Raw genomic sequence first — 16346 nt, forward strand, 5'->3', positions numbered from 1 at the left:
CATTTAGAACACTTAGCCCCGCGTTATTTTATAAGGACAGTAGGTTTATATCATTCCCACTATGTCGTTAATGTCATCTACTCCGTGTCGCTCACAGTAGTCGTTCATGTAGTCGATTATCTTAATCGTCACTGCGGGGTCGATGAAGTTGGCCGTACCTACCTCTATGGCTCGAGCACCTGCAAGCATGAACTCTATCGCGTCGCGACCGTTCATGATGCCTCCAAGGCCCACTACGGGAATTTTGACCGCATGGGCTACTTGCCATACCATACGCACGGCTACGGGGCGTACAGCGGCTCCTGATAGGCCTCCGGTGATGGTTGACAGGTGCGGACGCTGTCGCTCGACATCAATCGACATTCCGAGCAGAGTGTTGATGAGCGATACCGAGTCGGCGCCTTCCGCTTCAACGGCTTTTGCAATGTCGGCGATGGATGTCACGTTGGGCGACAATTTTACTATTACGTTCTTTGGATAGGCGCGTCTTACGGCACGCGTCACCTCGGCGGCTCCCGAGCAGCTGGTGCCGAATGCCATGCCGCCTTGCTTTACATTGGGGCATGATATGTTTACCTCGATGGCGTTGATGGCATCGAGCGGAGCGAGCTTTTCGCAAACGGCTACATAGTCGTCAACGGTGGCTCCGGAAACATTCACGATTACTTCGGAGCCGGCATCCTTTATGCGCGGATAGATATGCTCGATCATGTAATCGACGCCTTTGTTTTGCAGTCCTACCGCATTCAACATTCCCGAGGGGGTTTCAACCATGCGGGGATAGGGATTGCCTTCACGATGATTGAGTGTCGTGCCCTTTATTATGAAGCCTCCAAGTCGGCTTAAATCGATAAAATCGGCAAACTCCTCGCCATAGCCGAATGTTCCCGATGCGGTAAGCACGGGATTTTTCAGCTTGAGTGCTCCTATGTTTACATTCAATCTTGCCATGTCAGACTATTTATATTAAATATGGGACCTTCAGTACATACACATACATTGCCTTTCACTGTGTTCTCGACACAGCACAGGCACGCGCCGAGGCCGCAGGCCATCATGTTTTCCAATGACACCTCACATTCGGCATTTATTGACCGTGCAACTTTTGCAACAGCTTTCATCATCGGAGCCGGACCGCAGCAATATATCATATCCCAATGTTGCGACAGGACGCTGTTGGTGGTGACGAGTCCTTTCTCGCCAAGAGTGCCGTCCTCGGTTGAGATGTTCACTTTTCCGATTGCCTTGAACTCCTCCAGTTCAAGTATGTCGCCGGCCGAACGGGCTCCAAGCAGGAACTCAGGCATGGTTCCATGTTCCTTAAGCCATTTTCCCCAATAGAGCATCGGGGCTACGCCTACGCCTCCACCGGTCAGCAGCACCTTCTTGCCGGGAGCGGGTACGGTGAATGAGTTGCCCAACGGCAATACCAAATTTACAATGTCACCGCTCTCTTTTTCTATAAGAGCAGCTGTGCCGTCGCCGGCTTTGCGAATAAGCAGCCACAGATGGTTCTGCTCGTAATCCACATAATTTATGGAGATGGGGCGTCGCAAATAGGTGGTCTTTGAATTGTCGACAGCCACCTGTACGAATTGTCCCGGCAACATGTCGGGTAGTGTCCCCTGACAAGGACGTAGGATGAGTAGTGAATACAGGTCGTGTAGACGACGATTTTCAACTACCGTAAAATCAAGAATGAATTTCTTCATGTTGTTGTGAAAATGATTTTTGATTATTCGCAAAAATAAGAAAAAAACAGCATACCTTAAAGGCTGCTGTTTGAAAAAGTAGGCTTATGATGATTTATTGCGTCATGATTTAGGCACGAACCATTCAAAACTGTTGTCGTTATAAAACACCATGATGTTGACAATCTTCTTGGTGTTGTCAAAATTCAACGACATTGATGCCTGCGGTGCGGGCTGTACGGTGTCGGCAATGTTGTTTTCCTTGCGAATGGGGCGTTTTATGCTGTTTGCCGATTCCTCAATTTTTTCCGGCATTTGAGGCACTTCACTTTGCATAAAGTCGGAATCCAACGCAAATTCCTCATTATCATTTGATTCAGCGGATTGTGATGCTGAAAACAGGTCGTTTTCATGCTCTGAGATTTCGTTATTTGCATCAGGCACCATGCTCCCTTCGCCAAACATCAACCACAGGACGGATAACGACGGGTAGGCGTCATGAATTTTGCCGATGACTTCATCGCTGACTTTTTTATTGCGCCCATTCAGCAGTTGCGACAGGGATGGACGCGGGATTCCGCATGTATCGGCAAATTGAGAACTGGGAATTCCCAAATAATCCATGAAAATTTTGATGCGTGAAGCTATATCCATTGATGTTTAATTTTGTAATTAGGATGTGCAAATGTAATTAATTAAATTGTAAATTCCAAATTCAATAATGAAAATTGTTGCAATGCATTTGCAAATTGAATTTTGAATACAAAGAGAAGCAGGGTGGGGAAGACGAGAATTTGTTTATGCTTTAACTTTAATATTTATGCGTAGTATATATGGTTATCAATCGATTAGACTATATTATTGATGTTAAAAGTTAAAGTGATTTGCGTCCGTCGCGAGATAGCTAAAGTAACGCTCAACATATTTTTAATAACGTGTATGGTAATTGGTTAATTAGATTAAATATTTAGGAGTGTTAAGTGGTAAAATTGGCTTTTGTTAATAGATTTGAGGTGACAATTTTAAGAATTGAAAACGTTTAGCGACGTAAATTGTCTGTATTCAAATGCAACTTGGATTTATTTGTAAATCGAATCATTATTTGCATTTATGGATTTGCAAACTGAATTTCGCTATTTAAAATTTGCAAACACATAGACATGTGTTCCATTTGTAAATTTGTCGTTGATCAAACCTCTGTTTATATTCTAACACTATGGTTGATTGAATTGCTTATCGATTTAGTAGTTATTAACCCGATAAGTGCCTATAAATAGGATATTTAAAGTTTATTCACCATTGCTCTTAATATTTAAATATATTATGCAAATTATTTTATATGTTTTGCAACATAAATTCTTTGCGATATTTTGGATTTTATGGTAGTTGGTGTGTAATATGGCAATCTGCTATAAACAAAAAGTCGCTGCCGTTAATTTAAACGACAGCGACTCAATATGTTGAGCGCAATTATTGCTGTTTCAATTCGCTTGCTATATAGATTGCGGTAGGAGAATCGCCCCGGGCGATTTCCTCGGGAGTGCCTTCGGCTATTATGCAGCCTCCGTTTTTGCCTCCTTCGGGTCCCATGTCTATAATATGGTCGGCGCATTTCAGTACATCGAGGTTGTGTTCGATGACGAGCACTGTGTTTCCGCGCTCGACAAGCTTGTTGATGACGCCGAGAAGCACGTTTATGTCCTCAAAGTGCAATCCGGTCGTAGGTTCGTCAAGGATGAACAGCGTGTTTCCTGTGTCCCTTTTCGATAGTTCGGTGGCAAGCTTCACACGCTGGTTCTCACCTCCCGACAGTGTGCTTGAAGGTTGTCCGAGCTTGATGTAGCCCAATCCTATCTCCTGAAGAACTTTTATCTTTTTCAGGATGTTTGGCACGCTCTCGAAGAACTCTACGGCCTGGTTTATCGTCATGTCGAGCACATCGGCAATCGATTTGCCCTTGAATCTCACCTCAAGAGTTTCCCTGTTGTAACGCTTTCCTCCGCACACTTCACACGGCACAAGCACATCGGGCAGGAAGTTCATTTCAATCGTCTTGTATCCGTTGCCGTTGCATGCCTCACAGCGTCCTCCTGCGACATTAAACGAGAAGCGTCCGGGCTTGTATCCGCGTATTTTGGCTTCAGGCAGGTTTACGAAAAGATTGCGTATGTCGGCAAACACTCCGGTATATGTGGCCGGATTGGAGCGTGGCGAGCGGCCGAGAGGCGACTGGTCGACTGTCACGATCTTGTCGATATTGTCTATCCCTTCGATTTTCTCGTAGGGCAACGGCTCTTGTTGCGAGCGATAGAAATGATGGCTTAAGATTGGCTGTAACGTGCCGTTTACGAGGCTTGATTTTCCGCTTCCCGACACACCCGCGATGCACACAAACTTGCCAAGCGGCAGCTTCAATGTCACATCCTTTAGATTGTGTCCCGTGCACCCCGACAACGTTATGAACTTGCCGTTGCCCTCGCGTCGCTTTTCGGGAATTGCTATGCATTTGGCGCCGTTAAGGTATTGGGCGGTCAATGTATCGGTTTTAAGCATCTCTGACGGCGTTCCGGCAAATACCACATTACCGCCCTTGCGACCTGCTTTGGGGCCGATATCGACCACGTAATCGGCCTCCAGCATTATCTCCTTGTCATGCTCTACGACTATTATTGAATTATAGGCGTCACGCAGCCTTTTCAGGGAGTTTATAAGTCTTTTGTTGTCGCGTTGGTGGAGGCCTATGCTCGGTTCGTCGAGAATGTACATGACATTTACCAACTCTGATCCAAGTTGTGTGGCAAGCCTTATACGTTGGCTTTCGCCTCCTGACAGGGTCGATGAGTTGCGGTTGAGCGACAGATATTCCAAGCCCACATCAACCAGGAATTTCAGTCGCGTCCTTATCTCCTTGAGTATTTCACGCGCTATCATTGCCTGCTGTGACGACATTCCCTCTTCGGCGGTGAGCATCCATTGATATAGTGCCGATATGTCCATCGCGGCAAGCTCCGCGATGTTTTTGCCGTTGATGAAGAAATGAAGAGCTTCCTTGTTCAACCGCTGACCGTTGCATTCGGGACAAACGCAGCGCGAATAGAATTGTCCGCTCCATTTTTGTGCCTTGGCTGAAGCTTCGTCCGATTGCTGAAGTTCGATATACTTCACCAGTCCCTCATAGGTCTGGAAATAGTTGAATGTGCTTTGGCTGTCGGTCTTTAGCTGCAGGCGTTCATTGGTGCCGTTCAGGATGTCATTCAGCGCCTCTTCGCTCAAGTCCTTTATCGGAGTCTTTATCGTGTAGCCATACTTCTCGCAGATGGCTGAAATCTGCCAGAATATCATCGAATTCTTGTAGGAGCCCAATGCCACTATGCCTCCATCGTGTATCGACAGCTTGTCGTTAGGTATGAGCTTCGAGCGGTCGACGATATTGACATATCCGAGGCCTTTGCATGTAGGACATGCTCCGAGCGGTGAATTGAACGAAAAATTGTGAGGAGCCGGTTCTCGGTAGGATATTCCGCTGACGGGATCCATCAGCAACTGGCTGTAGTAGCCTATTGAATCACCCTCCACATCATAGATCATCAGCTGCTTCCCGCCTTGTTGAAGCGCTTTGTTCACCGAGTCACGCAGTCGCGTCACATCCTTGTGGTTGACCTTCAGCTTGTCGATTACAAGCTCGATGGAGTGATTCTTATAGCGGTCGAGCTTCATGCCGAATGTGATTTCGCGCATTTCGCCGTCGACTCTCACCGTGAGGTAGCCTTTTTTGCGCTGTTGTTCAAACAGCTCCTTGTAGTGGCCCTTTCGATTCTTGACCAGTGGAGCGAGAATGTATATCTTCTTGTCGATATACTTCTCAAGAATCATCGACACGATTTTCTCGTCGGTGTATTTTAGCATCGGTTCTCCCGTTATGTAGCTTCGGGCTTCTCCGGCGCGAGCATACAGAAGACGCAGATAATCGTATATTTCGGTCGTGGTGCCTATTGTGCTTCGCGGATTCCGGTTGATGGTCTTTTGCTCGATTGCGATTACGGGGCTTAGTCCCGATATGTTGTCGACATCGGGTCGCTCAAGCGTTCCGAGCATATTGCGTGCATAGGCTGAGAATGTTTCGATATAGCGACGCTGGCCTTCGGCGAATATAGTGTCAAAAGCCAGCGATGACTTTCCGCTGCCGCTCAATCCAGTAATTACCGTGAGCTTGTTGTGCGGAATGTCTACATCAATGTTTTTCAGATTATGTACTCTTGCACCGAGTACCGAAAGCACTTCTTGATTCTCTTCCATATATTGTTTCGGGTTTTAATAAGTCCGGATTGTAGATTATCACATCAATCTATAACCCAGTTCTTATTGTAGACGCTCTTTTGCTGGGTCGAGCGGTTCAGGTCCTCCTTCAGCGGTATCTTTACCTCATAGGTCTTGCCCGTCTTGTTGGGAAGCGATTTCGCTCTGATCCAGGGATTGTATTCGCGCAGTATCATGTAGTTTATGTCGTGGTCCAGCGCCCACGTCTGCCAGTCTTCCACAGGGACGTTCACGGTTACGGTCTTTGTGCGTATAGGCTGGTAAAGCTGGTCGGATGAAAGCCTGAATCCGTATTTTGCCGGATTCTCCATGATCAGCTTCATCGACAGCAGGCGATAGATGTAACGCGCCGTTTCGTCGACAAGATAGAGGTCGTAGGCGCTTGATACACCTTGTGCCGACAGCTCCTTGGTTATTCGGCCCATGCCGCCGTTGTAGGAGGCTGCTACCGATTCCCAGTTGCCGTATTTGGAATATGCCGACTTCAGGTAACGACATGCCGCTGCTGTGGCTTTTTCGGGATGATAACGCTCGTCGACATACTCGTTGACTTCAAGGCCATATTGCTTGGCTGTGGAGGGAATGAATTGCCACAATCCGGCTGCCTTTGCGCTTGAGTAGGCTCGCGGATTTAGCGTGCTTTCAATGCAGGCCAGATATATCATGTCCTCCGGAACTCCGTTCTTTTTCAGTATGGGCACAAGTTCGGGGAAGTATCTGTTGGCACGCTTCAGCACAAGCAGCGTATTGCCATGGGTGTATATCATTGATGTGAGTTCTCGGTCAAGTCGCTCGTACATGTCGGTTCGGTCAAGGTCGATTGTCTTGTCGGCAAACTTTATCGACGAAGGTATGTCGGGACTCTCTACGCGTGAAAACACCGTTGATGACGACGGTGTGTTATCGGCTCCGTTTATTGCCGTTGTTGAAAGTATTATCAGCGATAACGCCAATATGATCGATTGTAGATTCATAATTTTGTTGTGTTGTTTTCTTCTGATTAAGTTTCTTACTACACTATGCATCATCGAGCCGATGAATCAGTTTCGGGGCTCGATGATGCACAATTTATATGATGAAGTCAAAGATACGAAAAAAATTCGATATCATAAACTAATTTGATGCTGTGGAGGCGACGGCAGGAGCGACTGTAGCTGCTGTAGCGTTGGCGGGCTTTGATGATGTCGTGTTGTCGCCCTGCTGTGTGTTGTCCGAGCTTTTGCGTGTCATGGCGTTGGTTATGTAGACTGTGAATACGGGGAAGAGGATAAGACCTTCGGCCGCCAGTATTACAGCGAGAACCTTGCCGGTGGGCGTTATGGCGTTGATGTTGCATCCTACTGTGGTTACATCCATAAATGCCCACCAAAGCGATGACCAGAATGTAGACACTCCGGGATTAACGTAATGCTCCTCGATGAAAAACATCAGGCTTGCAAAGTAGACCGTAGTGATGAGCAGACCGACATAAGCGGCAAACATACTCGAAATCTTGTCGGTCGACAGCACTCCGAGCACTATTGCAAGTACGTAGGCGGCTCTAATCATGGTTATGAACCTCACAAGATAGAGCATTTCGGGCGACAGCTGTATGTTGTAGTAGGCTATTATATTAAGATAGGGAATGCTGACAATGAAAAACAGTAAATGCTGGCAAATATAGGTCCATTTCTTGGGATATAGAAAGAACTCCACTATGATGTCAAAGATGAAGAACAGGCATATCCAGAATTGCAATTTCAGATACATTTCATTGGCAATGAACGATATGTTGCGGAATGCGTCGTAGGATATCAGCACTATCAAGGCTATTGACATCAACAACACAAGAATGTGAAGAATAAGCAATATTCTCCGCTTAGCACCTCTTTTATGATCCGGTATGGGTTTAGTTACATTATCCATAAAAGTTGAAATTATATCTAATAAAACATAGCATTTAACATTATTGTTTAGCGTCGATGCCCTACAAACCCACATAAAAAAAGTAAGGGGCTCTCACGAGTCCCTTGCTCTTCATTCATCACATTATGCTTAAAAGTGCTATAGTCGGTTTTGCGCTCTCGCGCGTATATGAGAAAAGTACGATTCTTTATTTCTTGGTGTATCGACTGCCGACTACATCCCAGTCGACGATGTCCCAAAGCTTATGCAACGCTTCGGCTCGGCGATTCTGGTAGTCGAGGTAGTAGGCGTGTTCCCATACATCGAATGTAAGAATAGGCGTCAATCCCTGGGTAAGGGGATTAGCCGCATTCGGTCCCTGGGTTATAAAGAGTCGTCCGTCACCATCCTGTGAAAGCCATACCCAACCTGAACCGAACAGGTTTACACCTGCCTCTTCAAACAGTTTCTTGAATTCCTCAAATGACCCGAATTCGCGTACTATTGCTTCTGCGAGGTCACCTTCAGGTTCTCCTCCGCCATCGGGCGAGAATGAGAAGAAGTAGAATATGTGGTTCCAAGCCTGCGATGCATTGTTGAACAGCGGACCCGATGCCTTCTTTATTATGTCCTCAAGCGGCATGTCCTCCCATTCGGTATCGCGGATAAGCTTGTTAAGATTATCAATATATGTTTTCTCGTGTTTACCCCAATGATAGCTTATGGTCTCGCTGCTTATAATGGGAGCGAGTGCATCGGGAGCATAAGGTAGTTTTGGCTGAGAATAAATGTTAGTTTCCATATTTCAATAAGTTTTTATGTATAATAGAAACGCTCCAAACCATAAAAGGTTCAGAGCGTTCCCTGTGAATGAGTTAATGTAATATAATTGTATTATTCGGTCACGAGCGTGTACTTGTTCAGTTCGGCCAACGCTTGATTGTAACGGTATTGCAGATCGAGATAATCCTGACGGGCTTCGAGAAAATAGGCCATCTCTCCGAGATAGTCAAGTATCGAAATCTGCCCTCCGTCAAGGGCCATTTTCAACAGTCGGGCATTGTCGTCGTTACCGAGTGCCTTGCCGTAGGAGTCGAGCTGACGGTGGAGGCTGAGCGCTTTATTGCGATTGCCCATCATCGTGGCGTGCAGCTGTGATGCAACCGACTCCTCCTGATAGGCAAGTGATTGCTGCATAGCCTTTGCCGCTTTCACCTTGTGGCGTGTTGAGAAGAAGGGAAGAGTCATGCCCACTACAAGACCGTTGAACACATCTCCGTCCTCCCAACTGTGGTGATAACCGAGTGTGAATCCGGGTAGCCGGCTCAGCTTTTCGGCCTGTACCATCTGGGCCTGTGACTGTGACATCAGCGAAGAGTAGTTGTTCATCGGGTTGTTTTCGGTGAGCATCATCTCGTAATTGTCGACAGGCAGTATCATGTCATCGGGATATTCATTGAGCTGTTCGATCAATGAGTTGCACTCCTTGCCGCCGTTTTCGCCGACTAATGTCGAGCACAGCATTTCATAATCCGATTCAATCGATGATAAAGAGTTGTTAAGTTTTGCCCTTTCGATTTTAATCTTATTTATATCGAGTATTGTCAACTCTCCACGTTCCTGACCATGGGTGTATTTGTCGATAAGCTCATCCATTATGCCTATGCGGCTTTTGAGCAGAGAGATGTTTTTACGTGCGTTTATGATGTCGATGAAGAGCAATTTAATCTCAAGCTTTTTATCGATATAGTTGCTGCGGTCGAGAAACTCCATGGCTCGCGATGCCGTGGCAATGGCCTTCCCTCGTGCTCTATACACTCCGGGCCAGTCAAATCCTTGGGAAACGTTTATGTCAAATTTGTCACCAACCTCATGCCGTCCCCACTGGTATTCGACCTCCACTTCCGGGTCGGGAAGATTGTTTTCACTTTTCAGGTTCAACAATTCACTTTCGTTGGCATAACGTGACGATGCCACCGCTTGATTATTGGAGAGTACTGAATTCAGCAATTGGTCGAAATTTTGGGCCTGAGCGCTCAATGAGATTGTCAGAATGGTGGTGATTCCGATTAAAGACTTCATTTGGTTATATCGTTATTTTATCATTTAGGATGCAAAGTTAATAATTATTACAACTTTTAAATTTGCGAAGTTGTTCATTTTTTGATTCTGTTATGATAGGTCAGATAGAACACTATCGGAACAATGAATATGTTCAACACGGTTGAAGTCAACAATCCGCCGAGAATCACAATGGCCATAGGCGATTGAATTTCATTGCCGGGTTCTCCGCCACGCAATGCAAGGGGAATTAACGCCAGGGCCGATGTCAGGGCTGTCATTACAATGGGGAGTAGTCGGTCGGTTGAGCCACGGCGTATGCACTCCATGAATCCTTGACCTTCGGCAAGCAAATGATTGTAACGCGATATAAGCAGCATGCCGTTACGTGTGGTGATTCCGAGCAGTGATATGAATCCTATTATCGCAGGAATGTTAAGCTCTCCTGAGGTGCAACACAGGATTATGATGCCGCCAATCATTGCCAGGGGCATATTGATTAATATTATGAGCGACTCTTTCATGTCACGGAATTCCGAGTACAGCAACATGAGAATGATAATCAATGCACCTATTGAGGTGAGGGCAAGAGTGCGTGATGCTTCGGCCTCGCTCTCAAATTGTCCGCCGTAATTGATGTAGTAGTTCTCGGGGAGATTTACCTCCTTGTCGACTGTCTTTATGATGTCGTTTACGGCACCTCGCAGGTCGCGGCCGTCGACATTGGCGGCAATGACAATGCGTCGGCTTACATTCTCGCGATTGATGGTATTGGGACCAGTGGTGGATACGATGTCGGCTACGTAGCTCAACGGTATCTTGCCTTTATTGCTGTCAATCATGAGGTTGGATATGTTTTCCATCGAATTGCGCAAATTGTCGTCGACAATTACCGTCAAGTCGTAGGGAAGGCCGTTTTCATAAACCTGGCTGACAACCTGTCCGGCCAATGCCACATCGATAAATTCCACAAATTTGCTGACAGGAATGCCGTAACGCGCAAGCATTTCACGGCGGGGACGCAAATCGAGCTGTGGGCGACCTATCTGCTGCTCTATGTTTATGTCTACGATGCCGGGAATCTTCGATATACTTTTCTTGATGTCGGTACCGAGTGAATAGAGCTTCTCAAGGTCATCGCCGAAAACTTTTATGGCAATCTGCGCCTCGGTGCCTGAAAGCATTGCATCGATGCGGTGGGATATGGGCTGGCCTATCTCTATGTTTACTCCGGGAATTTCGCTGAGTTTTGCTCTAAGTTCCCTGACGACCTCTTCGCGGCTTCGCTTGTCGAGCTTGTAGGGAGCCTCGATTTCCGATACGTTGACACCGAGCGAGTGTTCGTCAAGTTCGGCTCGGCCGGTTTTGCGTGCAACGGTTTTTACTTCGGGCACTGACAGTATCATCTCTTCGGCCATTCGTCCTATCTTGTCGCTCTCGTCAAGCGATATTCCGGGAAGTGAGCTTACATTTATGGTAAACGAACCTTCATTGAACGAGGGGAGAAAGCTTCGTCCCAAGGTGAAGAATAGTCCTATCGAGAGGGCGAATAGAGTGCCGGTAACGATTAGAACACCTTTCTTATGGGCAAATGAGAATCCAAGAGCTTTGCTATAGGCGGCTTTTAATTTGCGCGTTGCCCAGGGCTCATTGCTCAATTTTTCCTGTCCCGGATTGTTGAGCAGGTAGCTGCACAATACCGGTGTCAAAGTGAGCGCAACAATTGTAGATGCAATCAGGGCTACGATAAACGAAATGCCGAGAGGAATGAGCATTCGTCCCTCGATGCCTTGAAGGAAGAACAAGGGAAGGAAGCTCGCAATAATTATAAGCGAAGAGTTGAAGATTGGCATGCGCACTTCCTTAGATGCCTCAAATACGACATCAATGGTCTTGCGGCGTTTGTCTTCGGGTAATTTGCGGTTTTCCCTCAGTCGCTTGTACACGTTCTCCACATCCACAATGGCGTCATCAACGAGCGAACCTATTGCAATAGCTATACCTCCAAGGCTCATGGTGTTGATGCTGAAGCCGAGGAAGTGCAGAACCAGCACCGTCACGATAATCGACAGAGGCAATGCAATGAGCGATATAAGCGTGGTGCGCACGTTCATCAGGAAGAAGAACAGAATTACGATGACGAATATTGAGCCTTCAAAAAGTGACTGTTGCAGGTTGCTTATCGAATTGTCGATGAAGTCGCTCTGCTTGAAAATGTCGGTCGATACGTTGACATCGGAGGGCAGGGTGTGACGCATGACGGCGAGCTCGTCCTCAATGCGTTCGGTAAGGGCGATGGTGCCTGTTCCCGGTTGTTTCGTAACGGTAATGAGCACTGCGGGCTTGGTGCGTTCCGACGCCACACCGATACGCGGCAATTTGTTGCCGGTGGCTACTGTGGCTACATCCTCAAGCAGCACGGTGCCTCGTTCATCACTTCGCACTACCGACTTGCCGATAGCGTTGACCGATGAAGTGTTGACATCGCCCTTGATGATGTACTCGTTGCCGTATTCATAGAGAACGCCGCCTCCGGCATTGGCATTTACCTGTGATGCAGCATCAAGTATCTCGGTAAGCGACACGTTGTAGTGACGCATCCGTTCAGGCTCTATCTTAATTTGATACTCCTTTATGTCACCGCCTATGACCGATACTTGCGACACTCCGCCCATGGCGAGCAGTCGTGGACGAATTACGCGGTCGGCAAGGGTGCGCAGGTCACCCATCGATGTAGAGTCGGAGGTAAGGCCGATGATAATTATTTCGCCGAGAATCGACGATTGAGGGCCAAGAACAGGAGTGCTTACTCCCGGAGGAAGTGTTTCGGCCACTGCGGCAAGTTTTTCCGACACAATCTGTCGGGCACGATATATGTCGGTTCCCCAATCAAATTCGACCCAAACTACCGAAAAGCCGGTAGCCGACGAAGAGCGCACACGCCTTACATCGGTGGCTCCGTTTACTGCCGTTTCAACGGGAAATGTCACAAGCTTTTCAACTTCTTCGGGTGCAAATCCCGGCGCCTCCGTCATCACGACAACCGTAGGGGCATTAAGGTCAGGGAATATGTCGACCTCCATGCGCAGAAGCACTGTCGTTCCCGCAAGAAGTAACAATCCGGCCAATATTATCACTATGACGCGATTGCGCAATGACAATTGTATAATCTTGTTCAGCATGACAACAAAGGCGATTAATGGTTATGGGAATGTCCTTCAGGAACTACATTGCTTGTTTCGGCAAGCTTTACAGCTATCGCTCCGGCCACTACAACATCGTCGCCAGGATGCAGTCCGCTGAGAATCTCCACCATCTGACCGTCATTGGCCCCGATGGTGACAAGATGCTTTTGGTAGCCCTCTTCGTCGAGCTTGGTGTAGACGAAATATTTGCCTTGATGTTCGGTAAGTGCGTCGAGGGGAATTGTCAGGACATTGTCGCGTGACTGTCCGAGCAGATAAACCTCGGCGTAAGCACCGGGAATGACACTGCCGTCATTGTCGAAAGAGAAGTAGACGGGCACATATCCGGGTAGTGACACTGAATTTGCCGAACTGCTTGAAATCAGTTTGCCATTTAGTTTTGCAAGCGATACGATGGAGTCATTATAGGTGGTGCGGAAGTTTGCGTCATTGATTTGTGGTATAAGTGAATAGTATTTTTCGGGCAAATCGGCTCGCAAAGTCAGTCGTGAATTGCGTGATATGACGGCTATAGGCTGGCCTGCAGTGACATATTCGCCTTGCTGGACGAGCAATTGGGTTATCGATCCGCTTACAGGTGCTGTTGCCACGCTTCCCGATTTACTGCCCGAATGAGAGGCTCGGGCCTGCTCGTAGGCTTGTTCGGCGGCGTTATAGTCCTTCTGTGATACGATACCTTCCTTATATAACGGGGTTATTCGGTCAAGCTCTTTCTTGGCTGCATTAAGTGCGATGGCGGTAGCTTCATTGGTGTCCCCACCTGAGAATCCTTTAGATGACAATGTAGCTATTGTAGCTCCGGAATTTACGTGGCACCCGGGGGTTATGCCGTGAGCGAGGGTAACAATGCCTGATGACCGGGCCGATATTACGACTTGATCGTCGGGGGCGGGGACAATCTGGCCCGATACCTTGATTACTTCATTGAACATGCCCGATGTCAATTTGGCGGTTTTGACCCCGAAGCGTTCGGCCGTTGAATGTGACAATATTATTTCGTCAGAGTGATTATGATCGTCTTCTACGACTTCCTTAGCCGCGTTTTCATGCTGAGCGGCATGGTCATCGTGTTTACATGATGATAAAAGGGAAAATAACACCACAATTGATATGGTGCAGATATAATTTAGGCTATGCATTTTGTCGATTCTTAATTATATAATATAAAACATTGCAAATTAACGGATTGTAGGCTCGAGTCTACAACCATGCGGCTTTGTCATTATATTATATAATCGGAGGGGCGCGAAGAGGCGTTCCTAATCGGTCGATAGGTTTGTAGGCGAATGCATTGTATGGGGTGTCGATGACGCAAGAAACAAGCGTTACGGCATTCACCGAATCAATTATGTCGCACAACAGTGCACTAAGTGTACATGAGATGCAATCACACACTCCTGTGATGTGCTGTCGCAATGCGTCAGTCGCGCCGAGGTGCATTGCACAGTTTTGTTCACCGTTGCATTTGTGAGGCTTTCGGTGGTCGTGGTTGCACTTAGAGATTAACGACTGGTGGCCTCCAAGCGTAATGTCGGTCGAAGTGGTGAGATTGATGTAGACGCGTCCGTCACAATCGTGGTGATGGAATTGAAGCACGGTCGTCATCGTGACAACCGTTACTACAAGATATGTGATAATGGCGCGTAACATCAAGTATAATTTTGGATTGCGTAAAGTTAATGAATTGTCGCATAATATACAAGAGATTGGCGGGCGTTTTCCATACGGTGTGCGCAATACGTACTGCACATAATCCATATTATGTTAAATAAGAGATATCGAGAAATAGGGATATAGCTAATTGCACTCTTTTTTTAATATGATGTCCCTTTAAAATATTATGCTATGACAATTCTATTCACGTATTAAGATTTGCAGGCGTTACGGCCTCAATGTGATATTACATTACTCAGATAGTTTCACTAATCATGTTTTGCAGCTGCCGCTTCATAAGATACAAAAAAATAGGAGCACCAATCGGATGCTCCTATCAGAATCTATTGAGTCTTTAATTTAAGCGTTATTTTGCGAATGAGCCAGGTAGATTGCGACAATTGTACTGTGACGCCATTATCTCTCCGTATGCTCCTGCCGAACGTAATGCAAGCAAATCGTCACGCTTGGTCAAAGGCAATGTTTCATCCTGTCCGAAACAGTCGGATGACTCACATATCGGGCCTACTACATCATATATATCGGTAACATCAGATTTTGATGTTATATTCTCAATCTTGTGATGCGCTTGATACAGAGCCGGTCGTATGAGGTCGGTCATTCCTGCGTCGACAATTACGAACTTTTTCTTAAGCCCCTCCTTGACATACAGTACACGGGTTATCAATGAGCCGCATTGAGCCACAATTGAGCGTCCGAGTTCAAAATGCAGATGCTGTTCGGGTGATAGCTTAAGATATTTGTTGAATGTGTCGAAATAGTCTTTGAAATCAGGAATGGGATTGCGGTCAGGATCGTCATAATCGATTCCGAGGCCACCGCCTACGTTTATCGATGTGAACACTACCCCTTTCTCGGCAAATTGCTTTACGAGATCGTTTATGCGCTCACACAATATGCGGAAAGGCTCATTGGTCGTTATCTGACTTCCTATGTGGAAATGCAGTCCTGTGAGTTTAACATTGGGCTGTGCATAGCAATACGATATTGCTTTTTCAAGCATCTGCATCGATATGCCGAACTTGTTTTCTTCCAGACCCGTGGTTATGTAGTGATGAGTGTGAGCATCGATGTCGGGATTTACTCGCAGCGCCACGTTGGCATTACATCCCAATCGCGATGCAATCATCTGAATCACTTCAAGCTCAGGAATAGATTCAACATTGAAGCATCCGATGCCCGATTTAAGCGCATACTCGATTTCACGGTCACTCTTCCCTACTCCGGCAAATACGATGTCGGAGGGGTCGAATCCCATGTCCAGAGCAGCTTTAATCTCACCGCCGCTTACGCAGTCAACACCAAGACCTGCCTGCTGGATTACACGCAGTATTTCGGGGTTGGCATTGGCCTTTACCGCATAGTGTACGTGATAATTGGCGTAATGCGCAGCCTCCTTGATTGCCTTGAGTGTTGATTCAAGCAACTTTAGGTCGTAGTAATAGAATGGAGTTTCGATATTCTCAAACTCTTGTATTGGAAAAATCATAGGTGAGTCAATTACAATGAATTC

Annotated in this window: 12 protein-coding genes; all 12 read right to left on the bottom strand. The window is 46.8% G+C overall.

Features of this window, described 5'->3' with window-relative positions; all coding sequences use genetic code 11:
* Positions 1–45: 45 nt before the first annotated feature.
* The 12 genes from E5354_RS01985 to lysA all read right to left on the bottom strand — a co-directional run bounded on the left by E5354_RS01985 (position 46) and on the right by lysA (position 16322).
* Positions 46–951 carry a dihydroorotate dehydrogenase gene (locus E5354_RS01985; RefSeq protein ID WP_123396668.1) on the bottom strand — a complete coding sequence of 302 codons (906 nt, stop codon included), beginning with the start codon at positions 949–951 and terminating at the stop codon, positions 46–48.
* The gene (locus tag E5354_RS01990; protein ID WP_123396669.1) at positions 939–1712 is read right to left on the bottom strand and encodes a dihydroorotate dehydrogenase electron transfer subunit; all 774 of its coding nucleotides are present in this window, start codon (positions 1710–1712) and stop codon (positions 939–941) included. Before E5354_RS01990 ends, E5354_RS01985 begins: the two co-directional genes overlap by 13 nt.
* A 102-nt stretch (positions 1713–1814) precedes the next feature.
* Positions 1815–2345, bottom strand: coding sequence for a helix-turn-helix domain-containing protein (locus tag E5354_RS01995; RefSeq protein ID WP_135946228.1), 531 nt, complete (start codon positions 2343–2345; stop codon positions 1815–1817).
* Between the two features lie 816 nt (positions 2346–3161).
* On the bottom strand, positions 3162–5987 hold the full coding sequence (gene uvrA / locus E5354_RS02000; RefSeq protein ID WP_135946229.1) for an excinuclease ABC subunit UvrA: 2826 nt from the start codon (positions 5985–5987) through the stop codon (positions 3162–3164).
* Positions 5988–6031: 44 nt separating this feature from the next.
* Positions 6032–6982, bottom strand: coding sequence for a lytic transglycosylase domain-containing protein (locus E5354_RS02005; protein WP_168353795.1), 951 nt, complete (start codon positions 6980–6982; stop codon positions 6032–6034).
* A gap of 139 nt (positions 6983–7121) precedes the next feature.
* Complete coding sequence (locus E5354_RS02010) at positions 7122–7913, bottom strand: potassium channel family protein (protein ID WP_135946231.1); 792 nt, start codon at positions 7911–7913, stop codon at positions 7122–7124.
* A 187-nt stretch (positions 7914–8100) separates the two neighbouring features.
* Entirely contained in the window at positions 8101–8694 is a 594-nt protein-coding gene (locus E5354_RS02015) for a superoxide dismutase (RefSeq protein ID WP_135946232.1), read from the bottom strand.
* A 92-nt stretch (positions 8695–8786) separates the two neighbouring features.
* A complete protein-coding gene (locus E5354_RS02020; RefSeq protein WP_123396675.1) occupies positions 8787–9974 on the bottom strand; it encodes a TolC family protein in 1188 nt (395 codons plus the stop codon).
* Between the two features lie 74 nt (positions 9975–10048).
* Entirely contained in the window at positions 10049–13135 is a 3087-nt protein-coding gene (locus E5354_RS02025) for an efflux RND transporter permease subunit (protein WP_135946233.1), read from the bottom strand.
* Positions 13136–13149: 14 nt separating this feature from the next.
* On the bottom strand, positions 13150–14148 hold the full coding sequence (locus E5354_RS02030; protein ID WP_168353796.1) for an efflux RND transporter periplasmic adaptor subunit: 999 nt from the start codon (positions 14146–14148) through the stop codon (positions 13150–13152).
* 238 nt (positions 14149–14386) lie between these two features.
* A complete protein-coding gene (locus tag E5354_RS02035; RefSeq protein ID WP_123396678.1) occupies positions 14387–14809 on the bottom strand; it encodes a hypothetical protein in 423 nt (140 codons plus the stop codon).
* A 370-nt stretch (positions 14810–15179) separates the two neighbouring features.
* Positions 15180–16322 (bottom strand): diaminopimelate decarboxylase, encoded by a 1143-nt coding sequence (gene lysA / locus E5354_RS02040; protein ID WP_135946235.1) that lies wholly within the window; start codon positions 16320–16322, stop codon positions 15180–15182.
* Between the last annotated feature and the right edge of the window lie 24 nt (positions 16323–16346).

Origin of the sequence: Muribaculum sp. NM65_B17, assembly GCF_004793735.1 — a bacterium.
Lineage (GTDB): Bacteria > Bacteroidota > Bacteroidia > Bacteroidales > Muribaculaceae > Muribaculum > Muribaculum gordoncarteri.